The 23,652-nt window shown below is 70.2% G+C and carries 22 protein-coding genes and 1 riboswitch; of the genes, 12 read left to right on the top strand and 10 right to left on the bottom strand.

The window, feature by feature from the left end; all coding sequences use genetic code 11:
- Positions 1-70 precede the first annotated feature (70 nt).
- From Sfulv_RS16270 to Sfulv_RS16260, 3 genes are read left to right on the top strand one after another with little or no spacing between them, the layout of a single operon-like run.
- Positions 71-2,485 (top strand): glycoside hydrolase domain-containing protein, encoded by a 2,415-nt coding sequence (locus Sfulv_RS16270; protein ID WP_173314597.1) that lies wholly within the window; start codon positions 71-73, stop codon positions 2,483-2,485.
- A gap of 20 nt (positions 2,486-2,505) precedes the next feature.
- Positions 2,506-2,943: a hypothetical protein gene (locus Sfulv_RS16265; protein WP_173314595.1), complete on the top strand. Its 438-nt coding sequence runs from the start codon at positions 2,506-2,508 to the stop codon at positions 2,941-2,943.
- Positions 2,944-2,959: 16 nt separating this feature from the next.
- Positions 2,960-3,610: a hypothetical protein gene (locus Sfulv_RS16260; RefSeq protein WP_173317923.1), complete on the top strand. Its 651-nt coding sequence runs from the start codon at positions 2,960-2,962 to the stop codon at positions 3,608-3,610.
- A gap of 87 nt (positions 3,611-3,697) precedes the next feature.
- On the opposite strand, the gene helR is transcribed toward Sfulv_RS16260, so the two are convergent.
- Entirely contained in the window at positions 3,698-5,842 is a 2,145-nt protein-coding gene (gene helR / locus Sfulv_RS16255) for an RNA polymerase recycling motor ATPase HelR (RefSeq protein WP_173314593.1), read from the bottom strand.
- 433 nt (positions 5,843-6,275) lie between these two features.
- Here helR and Sfulv_RS16250 point away from each other — a divergent pair, with 433 nt between their 5' ends.
- A complete protein-coding gene (locus Sfulv_RS16250; RefSeq protein ID WP_173314592.1) occupies positions 6,276-6,725 on the top strand; it encodes an RICIN domain-containing protein in 450 nt (149 codons plus the stop codon).
- A 12-nt stretch (positions 6,726-6,737) separates the two neighbouring features.
- Here the strand turns inward: Sfulv_RS16250 and Sfulv_RS16245 are convergent, their stop codons facing one another.
- On the bottom strand, positions 6,738-7,283 hold the full coding sequence (locus Sfulv_RS16245) for a MarR family winged helix-turn-helix transcriptional regulator (protein WP_173314590.1): 546 nt from the start codon (positions 7,281-7,283) through the stop codon (positions 6,738-6,740).
- Between the two features lie 126 nt (positions 7,284-7,409).
- On the opposite strand from Sfulv_RS16245, the gene Sfulv_RS16240 reads away from it, so the two are divergent.
- Entirely contained in the window at positions 7,410-8,387 is a 978-nt protein-coding gene (locus Sfulv_RS16240) for an EamA family transporter (RefSeq protein ID WP_173314588.1), read from the top strand.
- Positions 8,388-8,760: 373 nt separating this feature from the next.
- Complete coding sequence (locus Sfulv_RS16235) at positions 8,761-9,645, top strand: hypothetical protein (RefSeq protein ID WP_371874671.1); 885 nt, start codon at positions 8,761-8,763, stop codon at positions 9,643-9,645.
- 23 nt (positions 9,646-9,668) lie between these two features.
- On the opposite strand, the gene Sfulv_RS16230 is transcribed toward Sfulv_RS16235, so the two are convergent.
- Positions 9,669-10,115: an excalibur calcium-binding protein gene (locus Sfulv_RS16230; RefSeq protein WP_173314586.1), complete on the bottom strand. Its 447-nt coding sequence runs from the start codon at positions 10,113-10,115 to the stop codon at positions 9,669-9,671.
- Positions 10,116-10,363: 248 nt separating this feature from the next.
- Here Sfulv_RS16230 and Sfulv_RS16225 point away from each other — a divergent pair, with 248 nt between their 5' ends.
- On the top strand, positions 10,364-11,659 hold the full coding sequence (locus Sfulv_RS16225; RefSeq protein WP_173314584.1) for a hypothetical protein: 1,296 nt from the start codon (positions 10,364-10,366) through the stop codon (positions 11,657-11,659).
- Between the two features lie 11 nt (positions 11,660-11,670).
- On the opposite strand, the gene groL is transcribed toward Sfulv_RS16225, so the two are convergent.
- From groL to thrC, 4 genes are all read right to left on the bottom strand, one after another.
- Complete coding sequence (gene groL / locus Sfulv_RS16220) at positions 11,671-13,293, bottom strand: chaperonin GroEL (protein WP_173314582.1); 1,623 nt, start codon at positions 13,291-13,293, stop codon at positions 11,671-11,673.
- Positions 13,294-13,656: 363 nt separating this feature from the next.
- On the bottom strand, positions 13,657-13,863 hold the full coding sequence (locus Sfulv_RS16215; protein WP_173314580.1) for a cold-shock protein: 207 nt from the start codon (positions 13,861-13,863) through the stop codon (positions 13,657-13,659).
- 450 nt (positions 13,864-14,313) lie between these two features.
- Positions 14,314-14,589 (bottom strand): MoaD/ThiS family protein, encoded by a 276-nt coding sequence (locus tag Sfulv_RS16210; RefSeq protein WP_173314578.1) that lies wholly within the window; start codon positions 14,587-14,589, stop codon positions 14,314-14,316.
- A gap of 31 nt (positions 14,590-14,620) precedes the next feature.
- The gene (gene thrC, locus Sfulv_RS16205) at positions 14,621-15,913 is read right to left on the bottom strand and encodes a threonine synthase (RefSeq protein WP_173314576.1); all 1,293 of its coding nucleotides are present in this window, start codon (positions 15,911-15,913) and stop codon (positions 14,621-14,623) included.
- 18 nt (positions 15,914-15,931) lie between these two features.
- Positions 15,932-16,059: riboswitch (SAM riboswitch) on the bottom strand.
- Positions 16,060-16,211: 152 nt separating this feature from the next.
- Between thrC and Sfulv_RS16200 the strand changes: the two genes are divergently transcribed.
- From Sfulv_RS16200 to Sfulv_RS16190, 3 genes are read left to right on the top strand one after another with little or no spacing between them, the layout of a single operon-like run.
- Positions 16,212-17,162 carry a glucosyl-3-phosphoglycerate synthase gene (locus tag Sfulv_RS16200; protein ID WP_173314574.1) on the top strand — a complete coding sequence of 317 codons (951 nt, stop codon included), beginning with the start codon at positions 16,212-16,214 and terminating at the stop codon, positions 17,160-17,162.
- Positions 17,163-17,199: 37 nt separating this feature from the next.
- Complete coding sequence (locus Sfulv_RS16195) at positions 17,200-17,460, top strand: hypothetical protein (RefSeq protein ID WP_173314572.1); 261 nt, start codon at positions 17,200-17,202, stop codon at positions 17,458-17,460.
- A 10-nt stretch (positions 17,461-17,470) separates the two neighbouring features.
- Complete coding sequence (locus tag Sfulv_RS16190; protein WP_173314570.1) at positions 17,471-18,850, top strand: alpha,alpha-trehalose-phosphate synthase (UDP-forming); 1,380 nt, start codon at positions 17,471-17,473, stop codon at positions 18,848-18,850.
- On the opposite strand, the gene otsB is transcribed toward Sfulv_RS16190, so the two are convergent.
- From otsB to Sfulv_RS16175, 3 genes are all read right to left on the bottom strand, one after another.
- Entirely contained in the window at positions 18,827-19,678 is an 852-nt protein-coding gene (gene otsB / locus Sfulv_RS16185) for a trehalose-phosphatase (RefSeq protein ID WP_173314568.1), read from the bottom strand. The genes Sfulv_RS16190 and otsB overlap by 24 nt on opposite strands.
- 76 nt (positions 19,679-19,754) lie before the next feature.
- Positions 19,755-19,991, bottom strand: a complete 237-nt coding sequence (locus Sfulv_RS16180) for a DUF3263 domain-containing protein (RefSeq protein ID WP_173314561.1) — start codon at positions 19,989-19,991, stop codon at positions 19,755-19,757.
- A 41-nt stretch (positions 19,992-20,032) separates the two neighbouring features.
- Positions 20,033-21,310 carry an ABC transporter substrate-binding protein gene (locus Sfulv_RS16175; protein ID WP_173317920.1) on the bottom strand — a complete coding sequence of 426 codons (1,278 nt, stop codon included), beginning with the start codon at positions 21,308-21,310 and terminating at the stop codon, positions 20,033-20,035.
- Between the two features lie 184 nt (positions 21,311-21,494).
- Here Sfulv_RS16175 and Sfulv_RS16170 point away from each other — a divergent pair, with 184 nt between their 5' ends.
- Entirely contained in the window at positions 21,495-22,427 is a 933-nt protein-coding gene (locus Sfulv_RS16170; RefSeq protein WP_173314559.1) for an ROK family protein, read from the top strand.
- Positions 22,427-23,581, top strand: coding sequence for an N-acetylglucosamine-6-phosphate deacetylase (gene nagA, locus Sfulv_RS16165; RefSeq protein ID WP_173314557.1), 1,155 nt, complete (start codon positions 22,427-22,429; stop codon positions 23,579-23,581). The genes Sfulv_RS16170 and nagA overlap by 1 nt, the downstream gene beginning before the upstream one ends.
- Positions 23,582-23,652 lie beyond the last annotated feature (71 nt).

Raw genomic sequence — 23,652 nt, 5'->3', positions numbered from 1 at the left:
GCCTTCGGCGTGCCGCGATCGCGACGCAGCACCGAGGCTCGGTGCCACTCCCGTACGGAAAGGTCGGACGTTGGACGACAAGGTCCTCGACGCTCAGAAGTGGGTCAACGCAACCTACGGCGGCGTCTCCGGTTACACACGCTGTTCCGAGGACGGCCGCACCAGTTGGTCCACCATGAACGCCCTTGTCATGGGCCTTCAGCACGAACTGGGCATCAGCCCGGTGGTGGCCAGCTTCGGTCCCACCACCATGACGAAGCTCCAGGCCCTGGGCGACATCGGCTTCGGCTGGAACAAGAACGCGAACATCGTCCGCATCATCCAGCACGGCCTGTTCTGCAAGGGCTACTGGGGAGCCAACGACTACGGCGGCTACGGCGCCGTGACCACCGAGGCGGTCAAGGCCCTCCTCATCGACATGGGTCTGCCCGACGGCGGCACCGGCACCGCCGGCGGCGTCACCACGCCGAAGATCTTCAAGTGCATCCTGAACATGGACGCCTACATCAAGGTCCCCGGCGGCACGGACGAGGTCCGTTCGATCCAGCGTTGGCTGAACAGTCGTTACTGGACCAAGTCGGCCTACAGCATCGGCCCCTGCGACGGGATCTACTCCCGTGACGTGCAGAAGGCGCTGATGATCGCCATTCAGTACGAACTCGGCATCGCCTCCCCCACCGGCAACTTCGGACCTGCTACCCAGACCGGGCTGCAGGGCAAGAACTTCGGTGAGGGAAGCTCCGGCCTCTGGGTCGAACTCTTCTCCGCCGCGTGCGTGTTCAACTCCCCGGTCCCGAGCGGCACCAGCGAGGGCGGCACGCCCACCACCTGGCGCAGCAGCTACGACTCCAAGCTGCGCGAGTGGGTCGAGATCTTCCAGGCGTTCTCCAAGCTCACGGTCACCGGTCGCTCCGACTACCAGACGTGGGCGCAGCTCCTGGTCTCGATGGGTGACCCGGACCGTCCCGCCACGGGCTCCGACACCCGGTTCGAGATCACCGCGTCCCGGGCGCAGTGGCTGCGGAACAACAAGTACGAGATCGTGGGCCGTTACATCTTCGACCCGCCGGGCTCCACCCTGGACAAGGAGATCAAGCCGGGCGAGCTGAACACGATCTTCAGCAACGGGCTGAAGGTGTTCCCGATCTACCAGGACAACGCCCGCGAGCTTGCCGACTTCACTTACAGCCAGGGCTATCAGCACGCTCTCAACGCCCACAAGCTGGCCGCGGGCTATGGATTCAACCGTGGCACCGTCATCTACTTCGCGGTGGACTACGACGCCACCCGCGAGGAGATCGACGCGGCGATCGTGCCGTACTTCCACGGTGTGGCCGCTGGGCTCGCGTACAACGGCAAGCGCTATGTGCACGGTGTCTACGGTTCGCGGAACGTCTGCACCGTGGTCAGCCGGCAGACCGGAGCCCGCTTCTCGTTCGTCTCGGGTATGTCCTGGGGTTTCTCCGGCAACCTGGGCTTCCCGATCCCGGCCAACTGGTCGTTCAACCAGATCAAGGAATTCAAGGTCACCAACGGGTCGGACGTCTTCGATCTCGATCGCGACGTGATCTCGGGAGTCGACCTCGGCCAGAGCAGTGTGAACAAGCCATCCGGTCCGGCGGACGCCTTCATCGACTACGTCCAGCGCCTGTACGACATCGCGGTCGCCTATACCGGCGACCGCAACCCGAACCAGCTGGTGATGGAGTACATCCGGCACAAGGCGTACGGCGGCGGCGACTGGGACTTCCTGATCGGCTCGTACGACGCGGCGTTCGTCGACTACGCCAACCGGCAAGGCATGTCGGTCATGGCCGACTTCGTCGACCCGTACACCGCCTACGAGCTGAGCGCCGAGCACCTGATGGCTTCCGCCAACGGGCACTTCGTCGCCTGGATGCCGAGCAACCCGCGTTCGGTGAACGAGGGCGACGTCGCCGGCTGGGGCGGTGACCTGCTCACCCTCTATGCCGACTGGCGCCACGCCGACGACCAGTACCCCGACGGCCGCAACTTCGTACAGCTGAAGATGGCCAAGGTCGGAGTCGCGTCGAGCTTCGGGTACAACGACCTGATCGAGGATGCCGACGCGTGGCTGCTGGCCAAGGCAGTACGCGACGGCAAGACGATCGTCCAGGCCGTCCGCGACCTCTACAACGGAGGCGGCGGTCTGACGCGATTCAGCCGTTACTGGAACGGGCGCTTCAGCGGCAATGCCACGGACGCCAAGTTCCTGGCACACAATATTCTCACCGCGGCTGACGACAAGGAAGTCCTGGCCGCGCAGGTCGGCCTGGTGACGGTCCGGGGCGGGATCAAGACGCTCCCGGCCATGCTCGGATACGACGAACTGGAGCCTTTCGAACAGGGTTTCGTCGATGTACTGCTGGCTCGCACCGGCACCGAGCAGAGGCTGCGCGCCACCTACGAGACGAACCACGCGAAGTACCTCAAGGCCGCAAAGAGCCGCGCGGCCCGTAAGTGAACGAAGGGACCACCCCGTAAGTGAACGCCGTCTCGGCACTGGCCGCCATCGCACTACCCCCGCTCGTCCTGGCCGTCTTTGTGTTGAGCGTCTGGAAGACCGCACGAGGACTGCCTGCCCGCCGGTGGCGACACCCCGGATGGTGGGTGTTCCCAGCCGTCGTACTGATCGGCATCGGCTGTGTCGTGTGGTTCGTCGGGGCGTTCTCCGGCGGTTTCGACGTGCGGGAGGCATGCGCGGCGCGCGGTGTCCCGTACGACGACGCCTACCGGACGGAGAACTGGCGCGAACCCTCGCAGTGGTTTCCGTTGCACAACAGGTGTGACGCCGATCATGACCTGGTCCCCGCCTTCGTCAACCCCTCTCTCGTGGCCATCGCCGTGATGCTCGTCGGCTGTGCCGCGGGTGCCGTTGCGACGGCGATCATCGGAAGGAAGAGAAGTGAGAAGCAAGATTGACCGGCGCGGTGTCCTGATGGCGGGCGCCGCATTCGGGGCCGTCACGGCCCTGGCCACCCTCCCTGGCACCGCACACGCCGCCCCAGGTGTTCCGTCGGCCGACGGTGCCCGGGGGCGAGCCTGGCCGGGCGCGAAGTCGGCGAACGGCTGGCCCGTCCTGGAGGCGGCGGAACTCCTTCACATCGAGGGCTCGGGCCAGTCGGTGCGTCTCGCCGACGGTGACGCCGCGGTGATCCTGCTGCACGTGGCCCGCCGGTTCCATTACGAGATCGACCAACTGCGCACCGGCGACGTCACCGGCCACTCCACGACGCGCGAGGTCGTCGAGGACTACGAGTCCAACTACCTTTCGGGAACCGCGCTGGCCATCCGGCCGCTCGCGTACCCGGTCGGCGTCAAGGGCGGCCTGTACCCGAACGAGCTCGTCGTGGTGCGTGACATCCTCGCCGAGCTGGACGGCGTGGTCAGGTGGGGCGGCGACCTCGCCACTCCCAAGGAATCCCACTTCGAGATCGCGTACCGGCCGGGCCACCCGAGGGTGAAGGGCGTGGCCCGGAAGATCCGCGGGTGGCAGGCGGGTCCCGGCAGTGCGGGGGCGGGCACTGTCGATGCCTTCGACCCGAAGCGCCGCAGCAGGTCCCAGGCGTTCGCACGCCGGGTGGCCTAGCTCATCCGCGCTTCGCACCGCCGGTGAGGGGGTGAGGGTCCTGCCGTCGGCAAGACCCTCACCCCCTCCCTTTCGAGCGGCGGGCTGTCAGGAGCTCGTGAGGATCACGAGTCGCTGGGTCGCCCGGGTCATCGCCACATAGCGGTCGACCGCTCCCTCGATGCCCGCGCCGAACGACTCCGGGTCGACCAGGACGACGAGGTCGAACTCCAGGCCCTTCGACAGGGACGGCGTCAGCGAGCGGACGCGGGACGTCGGCCGGAAGGTGGGATCGCCGATCACGCAGGCGACCCCCTCCGCGTGGGCGTCGAGCCACGTGTCGAGGATCTCGGGCAGATCCGCGGCGGAACCGTGGACGACGGCGAGGTCGCCGCTGCGGATGGAGGTCGGCACGTTGGCGTCCGGGAGCACGGCCCGGATGACCGGCTCCGCCTCCGCCATGATCTCGGCCGGCGTCCGGTAGTTGATGCTCAGGGAGGCCAGCTTGACCCGGTCGAGCCCGACCCGCTCCAGCCGTTCCTGCCACGACTCGGTGAACCCGTGCCGGGCCTGCGCACGGTCCCCGACGATGGTGAAACTGCGCGAAGGGCAGCGGATCAGCAGCATCTGCCACTCCGCGTCGGTCAGTTCCTGTGCCTCGTCGACGACGACGTGCGCGAACGGTCCTGCGAGGAGGTCCCGTTCGATGTCGAGGGTGGCCGCCCCGTCGAACAGGGTCTCTTTGAGGTCCTGGCCGCGCAGCATCGTCAGCGCGCCCTCACCGTCCTGGTCGGTTTCGATCAGGCCGTCGATGACCTTGGTCATCTGCTCGCGTTCGGCGGCGACCGACGCCTTGTGCCTGCGCGTACGCCGTGACGCGGCCGGGTCGCCGAGCCGCTGCCGTGCCGCGTCCAGGATCGGCAGGTCGGAGACCGTCCAGGCGTGGGCGTCCTCCCGCTGGAGCCGCGTCACGTCCTCGCGGCTCAGCCAGGGGGCGCACTTGCGCAGATAGGCGGGTACGGTCCACAGGTCCCCGACCAGGTCGGTCGCTTCGAGCAGCGGCCACGCGTTGTCGAAGACCGCGAGCAGCTGCCTGTTCTGGTGGAGCGACTTGCGCAGCGGCTCGGCCGTGTCCTCGTCGTCGTGCTTGTCGACCAGGATCGTGAGCAGTTCCTCCCAGATCTGGTCGCGCGCCTCGTTGTGCGGGATGCCCGGTGCCGCGTCGAACGCGACGGCCCAGTCCCCGGCGGTCAGCCGGATGTCGGACCAGTGGGTCGTGACGGTCATGCCCGTGGTGGGCGGCTCCTCGTAGAACCTGACGGCCGCCTCGACCGCCTTCACGAGGTCGGCGGACGACTTCAGGCGGGCCACGTCCGGGTCGGTCTCGGCCGCCGCCTCCGCCCCCTCGGGGACGAGGTCGCGCAGCGTGCAGGTCTGCACGCCCTCTTCGCCGAGGCTCGGCAGGACGTCGGCGACGTATCCCAGGTACGGCTGGTGGGGGCCGACGAACAGCACGCCGCCCCTGCGGTGACCCAGGCGCGGGTCGGAGTAGAGGAGGTAGGCGGAGCGGTGCAGGGCGACGACGGTCTTCCCCGTACCCGGGCCGCCGTCGACGACGAGAGCGCCGCGCGAGCTCGCGCGGATGATGGCGTCCTGATCGGCCTGGATGGTGCCGAGCACGTCACGCATCCGCTCGGACCGGTTGGTGCCCAGGCTGGCGATGAAGGCGGACTGGTCGTCGAGCGCGGCCCGCCCCGCCATACCGTCCGGGGTGAAGACCTCGTCCCAGTAGTCGCTGATCCGGCCGCGTGTCCAGCGGTACCTGCGGCGGCTGGCCAGACCCATCGGGTTGGCGTGGGTGGCGCCGAAGAACGGCTCGGCGGCGGGAGAACGCCAGTCGAGCAGCAGCCGGCGGCCCTCGCTGTCCGTGAGGCCGAGCCGTCCGACGTACACGGGCTCGGAGTCGTCCTCGCCGACCATGTGCCCGAGGCACAGGTCGAGGCCGAAGCGGCGCAGTGCGCGCAGGCGGGCGGTCAGCCGGTGGACCTCCAGGTCCCGGTCCATCGCCTGCTGGCCCGCGCCGCCGGGTGACCTGCGGACGACGGCGAGGCGGTCGGAGAGTTCGGCGATCGACTCCTCCAGGCTCTCCGCGATGGCCGCGAAGTGCTGCTCGTCGCCGGAGATGAGCGCCGGGTCGGCCTTGGCGGCCAGACGATCGGGAAGGTCGAAGGCGCTGGTGTTCGAAGTACGCACTGAGTAAAACTCCCATTTCCGCAGGTTCCGGCCTCAGCGAGCGATTGTGAGGCATGACCCGGGCCTTGCCGCAAGCCCCCCTGTGCGCTATAAGTTGAGAGTGGAAAGAGGTGAGTATCTCCCTCTTCCCCTCGCCCCGGTCCGCGGACAGGACGTCTCGCACCGCCATCGCGGCCACTCGCACGTCGTACCCGTCGGGTACACCCTCGACCCTGATGATGTCACCCCCGGCATGCCGCGAGCGCGGGGGTGCGCTCTCCTGGCACGCGGGGAGGTCCCACCAGCCCCGCGCCCGGCGCGAAAGGTCTTACGGAGCACGAACCGGGGCGCGCGAGGTAGCGCACGGTGTACGGATGGCTACGCTGCGGAAGCCTCAGGGGTACGAGGCGGCGCACCCGCCCCGCGTACGTCACCGACAGAACAGGAAGTCCCCGTGACCGGAGCCCCGTTCCGCACCGCCGTCGCCACCCTGACCCTCGCGCTGCTGCTGCCCGCGGCCCACGCTTTCGCCGCCCCCACCCCCCAGGAGGACCCGCGCTTCACACTCCGGAGCAACCAGAGCGACCGCTGCCTCGGAACGGACGGCTCGGCGCTGGCCATGACCGGCTGCGACGGCTCCCCCGGCCAGGTGTGGATGGCGAACGACGACGGCCAGTTCGAGAACGTCGGTACGGGAGTCTGCCTGCACAGCGACGAGGCCGGGGCGCTCTCCGTGGGCCCGTGCCTGGACATCCCGATCCTGACGTGGACGCCGCACACCCACGACCGGGTCGTCAACGCCGGTACCGGCTTCTGCCTCACCGCGCGGGACCAGGCCGTCTCCTCCTCGGCATGCGGTTCCGACCCGTCACAGACCTGGACCCTCACCCCGCCCGCCGCCTGAGCCAGGAGGCGCTCAGCCCAGACGGGTGTCCCCCAGTGACATCAGCAGCCGCCGCAGCGCCCCGTCGAGCGCCCGGCGGTCCTGCGCCGTCAGCCCCTCCAGCATCCGTTCCTCGTTCGCCACGTGATCGACCACGGCCCGGTCGACGACCTCCAGCCCCGCGCCGGTCAGCCGTACGCGGATGGCCCGGCGGTCGGCGGGGTCGGGGTGACGCTCGATCAGGCCCTTGCGTTCCAGCCTGTCGAGGCGGTTGGTGATCGCGCCGGAGGTCACCATCGCGGACTTCAGGAGGCCGCCCGCGGTGAGCTCGTGCGGGGCCCCGACCCTGCGCAGCGTGGCGAGTACGTCGAACTCCGCGAACTCCAGGCCGTGTTCGGTGAAGACCGGCTTCATGCCCTTGCTCAACAGCTGTTCGGCCCGCTTGATGCGACCCACCAGGGCCATGGCGTCCAGCCCGGCCGGGCTCATGTCCGGGCGTTCGCGGCGCCACTGGGCGCGCAGTTCGTCGATGGCGTCGACCTCGGCCCCCGGCTGCGGGGCCTCCTCACGCTCACTCATTCCGCGCTCCTCCCTCAGCTCAGCCGAATACCTCAACGTTCAGATACTTGACGTTCGCAGACCCTTGGCTCACACTTATCTCAACGTTGAGAATAACAGCGTTGAGGAGAACCGAGGGGAAGCGCCATGCCCACCACCACACCCGCAGCACCCTCGATCCCCGGCACCCGGCGCCCGGCCTCCCAGGCCCCCGGCGCCCCTCGCCCTCCCCGCGCCTCCGCCCGGGCAGCCATCGGCATCGCCGCGCTCGCCGCCATCGGGCCCGCCACCTGGGGCACCACTTACGTCACGACCACCGAGCTCCTGCCCGCCGACCGCCCCCTCCTCGCCGCCGCCCTGCGCGCGCTGCCCGCCGGACTCATCCTGCTCGCCCTCACCCGGCGCCTGCCGCGCGGCGACTGGTGGTGGAAGGCGACCGTGCTGGGGATGCTCAACTTCGGCGCCTTCTTCCCGCTGCTGTTCTTCGGCGCGTACCACCTGCCCGGTGGGGTCGCCTCGACGGTCAGCGCGGTCACGCCGCTGCTCGTGGCGGGCTTCGGAGCCGGAGTCCTCAAGATCCGGCCCACCCGCCGCACGCTGACCGCCGGGCTCGTCGGAGTCGCGGGCGTCGCACTGCTCGTCCTGCGCGGGAACGCCGAGGTCGACCCCGCCGGGATCGCGGCCATGCTGGCGGCCACCGTACTGATGGCGCTCGCCGTCGTCCTGAGCAAGCGGTGGGGGCGCCCCGAGGGCGTCTCGCTGCTCGCCCTGACCGGCTGGCAGCTGACCGTGGGCGGCCTGGCGCTGGCGCCCGTCGCCCTCCTGGGCGAGGGGCTGCCCGACCACCTGACCGGCGCGAACATCGCCGGGTACACCTATCTCGGCGTGATCGGCACGGCGGTGGCGTACGCCCTGTGGTTCCACGGCATCGAGCGCCTCCCGGCCTCCTCCGTCTCCTTCCTCGGGCTGACGAACCCGGTCGTCGCCACCCTCGCCGGCCTGCTGTTCCTGGGGCAGACCCTCACCGCCTGGCAGATCGGCGGCCTGGCCCTGGTGATCGGGAGCGTCGCGCTCGGCCAGAACCTCCGCCGGTCCCCCCGCAGGCGCACGCCCCGGACCCCCTGAGCACCCCCACCACCGGGGCCCTCGCCCGGGGCCACGAGGCCCAGCCGCCACGAGGCCGAGCCGCCTGGAACCGGGCCGCCGCACGATGTGGTCCCCGCTCCCAACGCCCATGGCCGGCCGGGGCCCGGCCGACCGCGCTAGACGGAGATCCTCCCGGCTCAAGGGGCGAGTTCCGAGCCTTCTTTACAAGGATTGGGTGGATGGGTCAGTTGTCCCACCCGCCCGCCCTGAGCGGCGCCTTGACTCTTTGTGACCGACTTGCCACGGAAGGTCATCACGCTCTAGCGTGCGTCGAAACGACAAAAAGACGACCCCCGCCGGTGCTGGAACACCTGACAGGGGTCTGACCACCAGGATCAGAACGGTTGACCCCATGGCTGACGCTCAGCTTAGTGCCGCCCCCCGCGCCCCGCACGTATCCCCGCCCGCAGCACCGCACCCGATGACCAACCCGGGTTACGGCAAGCGCTCGGCGCCGTACGAACGCCCCCGTACCGAAAACGACTTCGGGCACCTGCTCCCCCGGGACGCCTCCATCGCCGCGTTCATCGACCGGCTTCCCGAGGGCTCCGACATCTCCGTGAAGACGCTGGCCAAGGCCCTGCCGTACGGGCAGTGCGCCGTGCGGACCTCGCTCAACCGGCTCCAGGACGCCGGGCATCTGCGCCGGGGCAGCGAGTGCGTCGCCACGGAGGAGGTCCTGCTCTGGGTGACCCGGACGTTCTTCTCCCGCACCGCCCGCGACGACGCCTGGTGGGCCGCGTTCGCCCGGGGCGACGTACCGAAGGAACAACAACGGCCCACCCGCTCACGGGCGTTCATCCTGCTGGCCTCGCTCGGCCGGGCCGCACCCACCCTGACGCTCTCCTCGGCGGACTGCGTGAACCTGGAACCGCAGGTCAGCGAATGGTTCGAGCGCGGTGCCACCGAAGCCGAGCTCCTCCACGCCCTGACCGCGGGGCTCCCCACCCCGGTCCACCACGCCGCGTCACTCGTCCGCAGGCGCCTGCGGGACAAGTTGCCACCCGAACGAGTCGCTCCGGCCCACCGGACCGTCCTGCGCACTCTGGAGTGCAGCGAGTGCCAGGCCCCGGGCCGCCCGGAAGCCCTGCTCGGTGGCCGCTGTGCCCCCTGCCGGGGCGCCGCCCGCGACACCCACTTCGGTCCACCCGGTGCCGTACAGGCCCCCGAGGTGAGAGCCCGCGTGAACAGCGTCCGGGCGGCAGTGGTCCCCCGCTCGGAGCGGACGTTCCGGTGACCGTGCGGCACGTCCGGATCGTGTCAGCCACGCCGCCGGCGCCGGGTGACCGTGTAGCCGAGGGCCCCGGCTGTCGCGCCGACCGCGAGGGCCAGACCGATACCGGTCTCCCCGTCGCTCGGACCCGACGCGCCACCGAGGCCGCCCTGGGCTCCGCGCGTCGGCATCGTGGTGGGGGTGGTCGGCCGGGGGGTGGGGGTCACCGGCCGGGGGGTGGCGGTGGGGACCACGGGCTGGGGCGTGGGGACCCTGCCCCGCCTGGGCAGGGCCTCGCAGGCGATGCCGTCGTCCGCGCCCCGGTCCTCGTCGAGGCGGTTCGGGTCACTCGGATCTCTGTCGAACTCGGCCTGCGCGTCCTCCTGGAAGACGAAGTCCCGGCAGTCGAGATCCTGGGCGGAAGCGACGCCTGAGAGAGGGACGACGGACGAGACGGCGAGCGCTATGCCCGCCACAGCGGTACGACGGTTCATGGGGAGCCTCCTGGTAGCGATGGCCTCGACCTGAACCTAGGAGAGAGCGTGCCGCACGGCGCGGCACGCTAGTCCGAACGGTGATCACGAAACCTCCGACCAGGCGAAATGGCCCGCAGCCGAACCGAGGCGGCCGGTCTGCGCGAGCAGCGCGGACCGCCGGGCAGCGGACAATGCCCCAGGCCCAGAACCTGCCCACGCCCGCGTCGTTGGCCGTGTCGACGAACGCCGCCTTTCTGAGGACGCCCATGCGCCGACGCATCACCGGGACCCGTGCCGGAATCCTCTGCTCGGTGCTCGTCATGGCCACGTTCGTCGGATGCCAGCTGACGTCGCTGACCGGCCGGGACTCCCCCGATACGAAGAACTACCTCTCCTACGCCCTCCGGCTGAGCGGCGAGAGCCGCGCGTCGGCCACCGCCCGCGCCATCGACTACACCTGCGTGGACGAGGCCGCGCAGCGGTCGGCCCGGGAGTGCGTGCGGAAGCTGACGGCCTCGGCCGCGTACTGGACGCGGCACGGCAACACCTCCGGCATGACCGGGCCGTTCCTCAACACCCGCTTCATGTCGATCTACGAAGCGCGCCCCGGCTATCCGCTGCTGCTGGTGCCGTTCATCGCCGTGTTCGGTCTCGTCCTGGGCGTGTGGCTGGCCGGGGTGGCCGTCGCGCTGGCGGGCAGCCTGTTCGTCCTGGCCACCCTGCGCGCCGCCGGGGCCGGCGGGGCGGCGGCCCTCTGCGGGCAGGTCCTCTACCTGACGCTGCCCACCGGCACGGTCGCCATGCTCCCCATGGCGGACGGCCTCACCCTGGCCTGCACGTCGGCGGTGGCGCTCGGCTGCACACTGGTCCTGGACGGGAAGCGCCGGACGGCCGGGGCCCTCCTCGTCACCTGCGGTCTCTCCGTCGCCTTCCTGGCGCGCTACTCGCAAGCACTCCTGCTGGCAGGCGCCCTCGCGGCGGCGTTCGCCGGACTCGCCTGCCACCGCAAGCGCCGGGGCCGCCCGCACCGGCCCGCGCTCGGCCTCTTCGTCCTGTGCGGCGGTCTGGCCGCCGCCATGCAGCTGACCACGTACGTACTGGGCTGGCCCTCGGGACACGACAGCGCCCAGGACCTCCTGACCCACCACTACCAGCACCCCGACGTGCCCGATCCCTGGCCCGCGTTCCTGACGGCGGAGCGGGTCTTCTGGTCCGCCTGGGTTGACCACCAGCTCAGGGAACCGTTACTCCTGATCACCCTCACCCTGGCCGCCTGCGCGACACTCCGGCGGCCCACCTGCCTCGGACTGCTCGCCGCCGCCACGGCGGCCGGGGGCGTACTCAACCAGGCGGGGCACCCCAACCTCGACATGCTGGCCGGGCAGCGCCTCATCGTCCTGGTCTGGTTCCTCCCGGTCCTGGCGATCCCCCAGCTCCTGACGCCACGCATCGGGAGCGGGTCCCCTGACGAAACGGCCCCGGCCCCCGGGACGAATCCCAGGGGCCGGGGCCGGCAACCTACTGCTACGGCTGCGACTGCGCTACCGCGACTGCACCACTGATCCGGGAGGGATCAGAAGTCCATGTCGCCGCCGGGCATGCCGCCCGGAGCGGCCGCGCCGGCCTTCTCGGGCTTGTCGGCGATGACGGCCTCGGTGGTGAGGAAGAGCGCGGCGATGGACGCGGCGTTCTGCAGAGCGGAGCGCGTGACCTTCGCCGGGTCGATGATGCCCTCGGCGATCATGTCGACGTACTCGCCGGTCGCGGCGTTGAGACCGTGACCGATCGGCAGGTTGCGCACCTTCTCGACGACGACTCCACCCTCAAGACCACCGTTGACGGCGATCTGCTTGAGCGGGGCCTCCAGCGCGAGCTTCACGGCGTTGGCGCCCGTGGCCTCGTCACCGGTCAGGTCGAGCTTCTCGAAGACGGCCGTGGCCTGGAGCAGAGCCACGCCACCACCGGCGACGATGCCCTCCTCGACAGCGGCCTTGGCGTTGCGCACCGCGTCCTCGATGCGGTGCTTGCGCTCCTTGAGCTCGACCTCGGTCGCGGCGCCGGCCTTGATGACGGCCACGCCGCCGGCCAGCTTCGCGAGGCGCTCCTGGAGCTTCTCGCGGTCGTAGTCCGAGTCGGAGTTCTCGATCTCGGCACGGATCTGCTTGACACGACCCTGAACCTGGTCGCTCTCGCCCGCACCGTCGACGATCGTGGTCTCGTCCTTGGTGATGACGACCTTGCGAGCACGGCCGAGCAGGTCCAGGCCGGCGTTCTCCAGCTTGAGACCGACCTCCTCGGAGACGACGGTGCCACCGGTGAGGATGGCGATGTCGCCGAGCATGGCCTTGCGGCGGTCGCCGAAGCCCGGAGCCTTGACGGCGACGGACTTGAAGGTGCCACGGATCTTGTTGACGACCAGGGTCGACAGGGCCTCGCCCTCGACGTCCTCCGCGATGATCAGCAGCGGCTTACCCGACTGCATGACCTTCTCGAGCAGCGGAAGGAGGTCCTTCACGTTGCTGATCTTGGAGTTGACGATGAGGATGTACGGGTCGTCGAACGACGTCTCCATACGCTCCATGTCGGTCGCGAAGTACGCCGAGATGTAGCCCTTGTCGAAGCGCATACCCTCGGTGAGCTCAAGCTCCAGACCGAAGGTCTGGGACTCCTCGACGGTGATGACGCCTTCCTTGCCGACCTTGTCCATAGCCTCGGCGATCTTGGCGCCGATCTCGGTGTCAGCAGCGGAGATGGAGGCGGTCGAAGCGATCTGCTCCTTGGTCTCCACGTCCTTCGCCTGCTCCAGCAGAGCGGCGGAGACGGCCTCGACGGCCTTCTCGATGCCACGCTTCAGAGCCATCGGGTTGGCACCCGCGGCGACGTTGCGCAGACCCTCGCGGACGAGAGCCTGGGCGAGAACGGTTGCGGTGGTCGTACCGTCGCCGGCGACGTCGTCCGTCTTCTTGGCGACCTCCTTGACCAGCTCCGCACCGATCTTCTCGTACGGGTCCTCGAGCTCGATCTCCTTGGCGATGGAAACACCATCGTTGGTGATCGTGGGCGCGCCCCACTTCTTCTCGAGGACGACGTTTCGGCCCTTGGGGCCGAGGGTGACCTTGACGGCGTCGGCGAGCTGGTTCATCCCGCGCTCGAGACCGCGCCGTGCCTCCTCGTCGAACGCGATGATCTTGGCCATGTGAAGTGGTCCTCCCGGACAGGGGTGGATTCTCCGGACCGAGAGGCGCCCGCGACGGACGGCCAGCGTGCTGCGCGGTTCCTTGCCCCACGCAGCCTGCGGGCCTCACCGGCCCGGTCCAAGTTTCTGTCACTCTCACCTGGAGAGTGCTAATGCCAATGATTAGCACTCGACCCCTGCGAGTGCAAGCGCCCCCTCGGGATGTGGACAAAGAGGGGGCGTGTCCCGCACCCGACACGCCCGGCGCACGCCCCGTCGCGTCCCAGGCGCGTCCCGGACGCACGAGGACGCACGAAGGGCCCGCACCCCTGGGGGTACGGACCCTGCGCGCGTGAGTGGTGTCGTTGGCCGACCGTGCCGAGCTCAGCCGACGGCGAGCTTGACCATGTCCGCCTGCGGCCCCTTCTGGCCTTGCGAGATCTCGAAGTCAACTCGCTGACCCTCTTCGAGGGTGCGGTACCCGTCCATCTGGATCGCGCTGTAGTGGACGAAAACATCCGCACCACCGTCGACCGCGATGAAGCCGTACCCCTTCTCCGCGTTGAACCACTTGACGGTGCCCTGAGCCATGCCTAACTCCCCTATTACTGGCCCTTGCACAGGACCGCACTTCGCGGGCCCGGGTCAGAACTCACCCTCCGACAGGAGAGGGTGCGTGCGCCGGAACGCGTCGACCGCGGCCGAATGTATCTGCCCAACTGCCCTCTGCAACAGGTCAGTCGGACGAGAAATCCGGGCACGACGGATCGCCCCTTTAGGAGAAATCCATGAGGTTCCTGGGCAAGTCGGGCCCGACAAAGGTCACTTATGACTCAAGGGGGTCGCACACTTTGGCTGCTTCTTATCGGGGCCAGGCGCATTCTCATATGCGGGTGGCACAGGCAGCGGAGGGGACTTCCCAACTCTACCGCGCCTAACCATGCAGAATTGCCCCTCCGCTTCTCTCGCGGAGGGGGCAACAGGGGTCACACTGCGAAGTCGGCGGCCGTGCGCGCCGGCCCCGGGGGGCCTGCGGTCCGGTCAGCCTCCGGCGACGGCCGGGATGATCGAGACACCGGCACCGTCCGGGGTGGCCGCTTCGAGGCCGCCCTCGAAGCGCACGTCGTCGTCGTTGACGTAGACGTTCACGAAGCGGCGGAGCTTGCCCTGGTCGTCCAGGACGCGGGCGGCGATGCCCGGGTGGCTCTGCTCCAGGGAGGCGATGACCTCGGAGAGGTTCGCGCCCTCCGCCGAGACCTCGGCCTCGCCGCCCGTGTAGGTGCGGAGGATGGTGGGGATGCGGACCTTGACGCTCATGGGGTGGGTGCCTTCCTTCGGTCTCGGGTGGTCAGCTGGTGGCAAGGCCGGCGGCGCGGAACGCGTCCAGGCTGGGCCGGATCGTCGCGGTCGCCTGCGAGGTCGCGGCCACCGCGTCGAGCGTCTTGAGACCGTCACCGGTGTTCAGCACGACGGTGGTCAGCGTCGGGTCCAGCAGACCCGCCTCGATCAGCTTCTTCGTCACACCGACCGTCACCCCGCCCGCGGTCTCGGCGAAGATGCCCTCGGTACGGGCCAGCAGCTTGATCGCGTCGACGATCTGCTCGTCGTCCACGTCCTCCACGGCCCCACCGGTACGGCGGGCGATGTCCAGGACGTACGGGCCGTCGGCCGGGTTGCCGATGGCGAGCGACTTGGCGATCGTGTTCGGCTTCTGGGGGCGCACGACGTCGTGACCGGCCTTGAAGGCCGCCGACACCGGGGAGCAGCCCTCGGCCTGGGCGCCGAAGATCTTGTACGGCCTGTCCTCGACGAGGCCCAGTTTGATGAGCTCCTGGAGCCCCTTGTCGATCTTCGTGAGCTGCGAACCGGAGGCGATCGGGATGACGAGCTGGTCGGGCAGCCGCCAGCCGAGCTGCTCGCAGATCTCGTACGCGAGGGTCTTGGAGCCCTCGCCGTAGTAGGGGCGCAGATTGACGTTGACGAACCCCCAGCCCTCGCCGAGCGGGTCGCCGATGAGCTCGGAGCAGAAGCGGTTGACGTCGTCGTAGTTGCCCTCGATACCGACCAGCTCACCGCCGTACACCGCGGCCATGACGACCTTGCCCTGCTCCAGGTCGTGCGGGATGAAGACGCAGGAGCGCAGACCGGCACGGGCGGCGGCGGCGCCCACCGCACCGGCGAGGTTGCCGGTGGAGGAGCAGGAGAGGGTGGTGAAGCCGAAGGCACGGGCGGCCTCGACGGCGATCGCGACGACGCGGTCCTTGAAGGAGTGCGTCGGGTTCCCCGAGTCGTCCTTGACGAACAGGCCGCCGGTGACGCCCAGCTCACGGGCGAGGTTGTCGGCCTTGACCAGCTTGGTGAAGCCGGGGTTGAGGTTGGGCTTGTCCGCCACGTCGGAGGGGACCGGCAGCAGCGGCGCATAGCGCCAGATGTTGTCGGGTCCGGCCTCGATGCGCTTCCTGAGCTCGTCGGGAGAGCCGCTCGGCAGGTCGTACGCCACTTCGAGCGGCCCGAAACAGGAGGCGCAGGCGAAGAGCGGACCGAGCTCGAAACGCTCGCCGCACTCGCGGCAGGAGAGCGCCGCGGCGGGACCGAGGTCCACGGTGGAGGGGTTGTTCGTCAGTTCAGTCTGCACAGCCATGCTGGCGGAGGCCCTTTCTCCTCATCTTCCTCATGGCGCATTTCGCCATAAGACGGATTTGGCACCTTCCCCACCGTGACCTCGCGGTCGGTGGGGGGGTTGCCGGGACTTCAACGGGCCGTTCCCTCAGTCCCTCTGGATGAGCGCTATGGCGCTGGATCACCGATCCAGGCGTTTGTCACGGGCGGACCCCCGAGATGCGAGGGTCGTCCGCGTTGTTCAAGACTGTATCCGAAGCCCCGGACGGTTGAACCAGTCGTCCGAACCGCGAGATGGATCACACGCAGGGAGATTCGACGTGATCGAAGAGGTGGAACGTTGGCTGACCAGGCGTTCCTGGTCGGCCGCCGATCGTCCGCTGGATCGTCTCGTGGCCGCCAGGGCCAGGGACCCGCACCGCGGCAGCATCAGCGTCGTCCTGCCCGCCCTCAACGAGGAGGCGACGGTCGGCGACATCGTCACGACGATCCGGCGCGAGCTGATGGAGCGCGTGCCGCTCATCGACGAGCTGGTGGTCATCGACTCCGGATCGACGGACGCCACCTCGCGGGTCGCCACGGAGGCGGGCGCCCGGGTGGTCCACCGGGACGCGATCCTGCCCCGGATACCCGCCCTCCCCGGCAAGGGGGAGGTCCTGTGGCGGTCGCTGCTGGTCACCAGCGGCGAGATCGTCTGCTTCATCGACGCGGACCTCAAGGACTTCTCCGCGGACTTCGTGTCCGGGACCGTGGGGCCGCTGCTCACCGATCCCCCGGTGCAGTTCGTCAAGGCGATGTACGACCGGCCGCTGCACAACACCGCCGGTCAGGGCGGCCGGGTCACTGAACTGGTCGCACGGCCGCTGCTCAACCTGCACTGGCCCCAGCTGGCCGGTTTCGTCCAGCCGCTCGGCGGTGAGTACGCCGTGCGGCGCTCCCTGCTGGAGCAGCTGCCGTTCCCGGTCGGTTACGGGGTGGAGCTGGGCCTGCTCATCGACTCTCTGCACCTGGTGGGGCTGGACGCGCTGGCCCAGGTCGACGTCGGCGTGCGCAGACACCGCAACCAGGACAGCCAGGCGCTGGGCAGGATGGCCGCCACGATCTACCGCACCGCCCAGGCGCGGCTCTCCCGGAGCCACCTCGTACGGCCGGTCCTCACCCAGTTCGAGCGGGGCGAGAACGGTTTCGTGCCGTGCACTCACCCGGTCGACACGGAGGAGCGGCCTCCGATGCGGGACATCGAGGAGTACCAGGTCCGTCGCGCGGCGTAGTCGGTAAAGTCATAAAAGTCCCCTACATTTCACTTTTATGGCTTTTCCTCGACTGAGCGCCCCGCGCCCGCGCCGACTGCCCGTCCACGCCGCCGCCCTGCCCGCCCTGCCCGCCCTGCCGGCCCTGGCCGACGCCGGAGGCACCGATGAGCGGCTGTGGCTGCTCGGGGCCTCGCGTTCGCCCTGGCCGGGGCGGGGGCGGTCGCGCGGGCGGCGGCGCGCGGCAGAGGCCGCGGACGCGGCCACGGCTGACGGCCGGAGGCCGCACGGACGTTTGCAGGGTTACGGAACGGGCTAGGTTCCGGTACATGGTCTCCGAGCACGCTGCCCAGATTCTCGTCGCGTCCAACCGCGGCCCGGTGTCCTACACCCGGGGCGAGGACGGATCACTCACCTCCAAACGGGGCGGAGGCGGTCTCGTCTCCGGCCTCAGCGCCGTCGACGACAAGCTGTGGGTGTGCGCGGCCCTGAGCGAGGGCGACCGCGAGGCGGTCAGGCAGGGCGTCGCCGAACCGGGCGTACGGATGCTCGACATCGACGCCGGGCTCCACGCCGACGCGTACAACGGCATCGCCAACTCGGTGCTCTGGTTCGTCCACCACATGCTGTACCAGACCCCGCTGGAGCCCGCGTTCGACGCCGGGTTCCGGCGGCAGTGGGCTTCGTACGAGGCGTACAACCGTGCTTTCGCCGAGGCGCTCGCCGAGGAGGCGGGCGAGGGCGCGACGGTCCTCGTACAGGACTACCACCTGGCGCTGGTGCCGGGCATGCTCAGTGAGCTCCGCGCCGATCTGCGGATCGGGCACTTCTCGCACACCCCGTGGGCGCCCGTGGACTACTTCCGCCTGCTGCCCGACGACATCGGCGAGAAGCTGCTGCGGGGCATCCTCGGTGCCGACCGTGCGGCGTTCCTCACCCGGCGGTGGGCCGACGCCTTCATCGGCTGCTGCACGGAGATCCTGGGCGGCACCGGAGGCACCCGGATCGGGGTGCACGGGCTCGGGGCGGACGCGGAGTTCCTGCGCCGCCGCGCCCACGAGGCCGATGTCGACGAGCGGATGGCGGCCCTGCGGGAACAGGTGGGCGCCGGCCGGCGGACGATCGTGCGGGTGGACCGGACGGAGCTCTCCAAGAACATCGTGCGCGGGCTGCTCGCCTACCGCGCGCTGCTGGAGGAGCACCCCGAGTGGCGCGAGCAGGTCTCCCACATCGCGTTCGCCTACCCCTCGCGGCAGGACCTCGCGGTGTACCGGGAGTACACCGCGGCGGTGCAGACGCTTGCCGACGAGATCAACGCGGAGTTCGGGACGCCCGGCTGGACGCCCGTGATCCTGCACGTCAAGGACGACTTCGCGCGCTCCCTCGCGGCGTACCGGCTGGCCGACGTGGCCCTGGTGAACCCGATCCGGGACGGGATGAACCTGGTAGCCAAGGAGGTCCCCGTGGTCTCCGACGACGGCTGCGTCCTGGTGCTGTCGCGGGAGGCGGGGGCGTACGAGGAGCTGGGCGACGCCTCGATCGTGGTCAACCCGTACGACGTGACGGGCACGGCCGAGGCCCTGCACCAGGCCCTGTCGATGCCGTACGAGGAGCGGGCGGACCGCACGAAGGCCCTGGCCGCTGCCGCGACGGCGCTGCCGCCGCAGCAGTGGTTCCTCGACCAGCTAGAGGCGCTGCGCGAGGGCTGACAGGAAAGCGACGACGTCGGAGGGGCCGGGCACCAGCAGGTCGGCCCTTTCGGCGAGTTCGGGGACCTCGGCGCCGCCGCTGCAGACCAGCAGCCCGGGGATGCCGTCCGGGCCCTCGGTGCGCAGCTTCTCCACGGCGGCGAAGGCGGCGAGGTCGCCGAGGTCGTCCCCCGCGTACAGGACGGACTCGGCGTCCGTCTCCCGTACGTACTCGGCGAGCGCGACCCCCTTGTCCATGCCGGGCGGGCGCAGCTCCAGGACCAGGCGGCCCGGTTCGACGATCAGCCCGTGTTCGGCGGCGAGCCGTCCGAGGGGAGCGCGGAGCGCGTCGAAGACGGCCTGCGGGTCGTCGGCCCGCCGGGTGTGTACGGCGACGGCCTGCCCCTTCTCCTCCACCCAGCTGCCGTGCCACGCGTCCAACCCGTGCAGCACACCAGGGAGTGCGGCGCGCACGGCGGCGACGCCGGGGTGCGGGGCGGGGGCGTGCACGGTGCCGGAGACGGCGTCCCAGCGTTCGGCGCCGTAGTGGCCGAGCACGACGAGGCGGTCGAGGCCCGGCACCCCCGCGAAACCGCCGTACCGCACGGCGACATCGGCCGGGCGGCCGGTGATCACGGCGACGGACGCGACGCGTGGCGCGAGTGCGGCGAGCGCGGCGACGGCGCCGGGGTGGGCGCGGGCCTGTTCGGGGTCGGGGACGATGTCGGCGAGTGTGCCGTCGAAATCGAGGGCGACCACGGCTCGGTCCGGCCGGGCCAGGATGGCGGCGAGACCTTCGAGGCCGGCCGGGGTGGTCGGGGTCGGCAGGTGATCGGGGTGACTGCCCATGCTCCGACCTTATAGCGGCGGCCGCTGCCCCGGGGCAGCACCCCGGGGCGGTTGACCACCGGGGTGCGGGGCGGAGTCAGCGGCGGGCGCGGCGGGCGGCTCTCACCGCTCGCAGGCGGTTCACCGTCACCGGGTCCTCCTCCAGCGCCCGCACATCTTCGATCAGCGCGTTCAGCAGCTGGTAGTAGCGGACCGGCGACATCCCGAGCTCCTCGCGGATCGCCCGCTCCTTCGCGCCCGGTCCCGCCCAGGACCGCCGCTCCAGGGCGAGCAGGGCCCGGTCCCGGTCGGAGAGTGGGGGGTGGTCGGTCATATGAACAACCTAATCGGCCGCACGGACAACCGCGCCCCCGCCTACTCGGCCTGCTCCGCCTGCGTCGCCTTCCGCGCTATCTCCGCGAGCACGCCCGCCGGGTCGCCTCCCGGCTCCACAGCGGTGCCGATGCTCTCCTTGAGTGCCTCGCTGGCCTGCGCCCAGGACGTCTTGGCGTACGGGTAGAACTGCGAGTTCGGCAGCGCCGCCAGGAACTCCCGCAGCGGCTTGTGCCGGGCGTCCGTCTCCATCTGCGCGGAGGCGCTGTCCGTGACGGGCAGCATGTCGTACTCGTCGGCGAACGCGAGCACGTTCTCGTCCTCGTACGCGAAGTCGAAGAACTTGCCGATCTCCGCCCGGTGCTCGTTCTGCTTGAAGCCCATCATCCAGTCGGCCACGCCCATCGAGCCCCTGCTCGGCCCGTCGACGCCGGGCAGCGGCACCATGCCGACCTCGACGCCCTCCTTCTCGGCGTCCTCCATCAGCGTGGGGTGCCCGTTGAGCATCCCCACCTGGCCGCGCGTGAACGCGTCGAACGCCTTGGCCCGGTCCAGCTTGCCCGGGGCGACGGGCCCGGTGAGCCCGCTGCCGACGAGGTCGTCCCTCAGCCAGGTGAGCGTGGCGATGTTGCGCGGGGAGTCGATGTCGTACCCGCCGACGTCGTCCGTGTAGCCCCCGCCGCCGCTGAGCAGCCACATCAGGGTCTCCGCCTGGGACTCCTCCGGGCCGAGCGGCAGCGCGAAGGGGTAGCGGACGCCGCGCTCCTTCAGCCGGGCCGCGTCGCGCTTGATGTCGGACCAGGTTTCGGGCGCGTCGAGCCCGGCCTCACTGAAGAGCTTCTTGTTGTAGAAGAGCAGCCGGGTGCTCGCGATGAACGGCAGTCCGAACTGCTCGCCGTTGACCTTGCCCGCGTCGCTCAGCGAAGGCAGGAAGTTGGCCTGCGTACGGATGGCGAGCATCTGGTCGGCCGAGTAGAGCTTGTCCTTCTTCGCGTAGTCGGCGTACGCGCCGATCTGCGCGATGTCCGGGGCCTCGTTGCGCGCCACCATCTCGGAGACCTCGCGGTCGACGTCCTTCCACGCGTACACGTGCACGTCGACCTTGATGCCGGGGTGCGCCTCCTCGAACTTCCTGGCGAGGTTGTTCCAGTACGTCTCCGAGGTGTTCGCCGCGCTGGTGCCGTAGTCGGCCGCCACGAACTTCAGAGTGACGTCACCGGAGCCGCTGCCGCTCGCGCAGCCCGACAACGTTGCCGTCATACCCAGTGCGGCCAGCGCCGCGGTCACACCCAGAAAGCGCCGCTGCACGGCCTCGCCCATCCTCATCGAATACATCACTTACCAGCCCCCGCCGAAGGGCGATTTTCCCCCACGTTCACCCAGAGGTCTACACCACACCAGTCTCGCTTCGGCAACGTATCGGGTCCGGCTGTTTTGTATGCAGGCGCAACAAACCGGGATAGTGGACTAGACCTTTTGCGGCCGACCGGCGAAACTGTCTCCCGTGAGACATGTCATCGCCCTCGATGTGGGCGGCACAGGAATGAAGGCCGCCCTGGTCGGGGCCGACGGCACGCTCCTCCACGAGGCGCGGCGGGCCACCGGCAGGGAGCGCGGTCCCGACGCCGTCGTGGAGACGATTCTCGCGTTCGCCGCCGAGCTGCACGCGTACGGCGTGGAGCACTTCGGCACCGGCGCGGTCGCCGCGGGCGTCGCCGTGCCCGGCATCGTCGACGCCACGAACGGCATCGCGATCTACGCCGCCAACCTCGGCTGGCGCGACGTCCCCATGCGCGCCCTGCTCGCCGAACGGCTCGGCGGCCTGCCCGTCGCGCTCGGCCACGACGTCAGGACGGGCGGCCTCGCCGAGGGCCGGATCGGCGCGGGCAGGGGCGCCGACCGCTTCCTCTTCGTACCGCTGGGCACCGGGATCGCCGGCGCCATCGGCATCGCGGGCACCATCGAGGCGGGCGCCCACGGCTACGCGGGCGAGATCGGCCACATCGTCGTCCGGCCGGACGGCCCGGACTGCGGCTGCGGCCAGCGCGGCTGCCTGGAGACCCTGGCCTCCGCGTCCGCGGTGACCCGGGCCTGGGCCGCCGCGTCGGGCGACCCCGACGCGGACGCGGCGGACTGCGCGAAGGCCGTCGAGTCCGGCGATCCGGCCGCCGTACGGGTATGGCGGAACGCGGTCGACGCGCTCGCCGCCGGACTGGTCACCGCGCTCACACTGCTCGACCCGCGCACCCTCATCATCGGTGGCGGTCTCGCCGAGGCCGGGGAAACCTTGTTCACACCACTGCGTGCGGCTGTCGAGGAACGCGTCACGTTCCAGAAGCTGCCTCACATCGTTCCGGCGGCCCTCGGGGACACCGCCGGATGCCTGGGCGCAGGGCTGCTCGCCTGGGATCTTCTCTCCACGGAGGTATCCGCCTGATGGCCGGACGCGCAGACAGCACAGTTCTCGCAGGGGCCCGGGTGGTACTGCCGACCGGGACGGTCGACAACGGCCGGGTGATCGTCGAGGGCGGCCGGATCGCCGGCAGCGCGACGCGGGACGCCCGTACCGTCGACCTCACCGGCCACTGGGTCGTGCCCGGCTTCGTCGACATGCACAACCACGGCGGCGGCGGCGCGTCCTTCACCTCCGGCACCGTGGAGGAGGTCCTGACCGGCGTCCGTACGCACCGCGAGCACGGCACCACCACTCTGGTGGCCTCCACCGTCACCGGTGAGATGGACTTCCTCATCGAGCGCGCCGGCATCCTCTCCGAGCTGGTCCAGCAGGGCGACCTGGCGGGCATCCACTTCGAGGGCCCGTTCATCTCCCCGTGCCGCAAGGGCGCCCACAGCGAGAGCCTGCTGCGCGACCCGGACCCGGCCGAGGTCCGCAAGCTGATGGACGCGGCACACGGCACGGCCAAGATGTTCACCCTCGCCACCGAACTGCCCGGGGGCATCGAATCCGTACACCTGCTCGCCGAGCACGGGGTGATCGCGGCCATCGGGCACACCGACGCGACGTACGAGCAGACCGTCGAGGCGATCGAAGCGGGCGCCACCGTCGCCACGCACCTCTTCAACGCGATGCCGGGCCTCGGCCACCGCGCCCCCGGCCCGATCGCCGCCCTGCTCGAGGACGAGCGGGTCACCGTCGAGCTGATCAACGACGGCACGCATCTGCACCCCGCCGCCCTGGAGCTGGCCTACCACCACGCGGGCGCCGCCCGCGTCGCGCTGATCACCGACGCGATGGACGCGGCCGGTTTCGGCGACGGCCGGTACCAGCTGGGGCCGCTCGCGGTCGAGGTGAAGGACGGTGTCGCCCGTCTGGTGGAGGGCGGCTCGATCGCCGGCTCCACGCTCACCCTGGACACCGCGTTCCGCCGGGCCGTGACCATCGACCGGATTCCCGTGGACGACGTCGTCCGGTCCATCTCCGCCAACCCGGCGCGGCTGCTCGGCGTGTACGACGAGGTCGGCTCGCTGGAGCCGGGCAAGGACGCGGACCTGGTGGTCCTGGACGAGGAGTTCGTCCTGCGGGGCGTCATGCGCAAGGGCGAGTGGATCATCGAGCCCGGCATCGGATGACCTCACGGACGGGCCGCCGGCATCGGGCAGCGGGCGGCCCGTCCCCCGGGAACGCCGCGTCCCGGCCCGCG

The sequence above is a fragment of the Streptomyces fulvorobeus genome, assembly GCF_013167895.1.
GTDB classification, from domain to species: domain Bacteria; phylum Actinomycetota; class Actinomycetes; order Streptomycetales; family Streptomycetaceae; genus Streptomyces; species Streptomyces fulvorobeus.
Note: the sequence above shows the minus strand (reverse complement) of the source record. Positions and strands in the feature narration are given on the sequence as shown.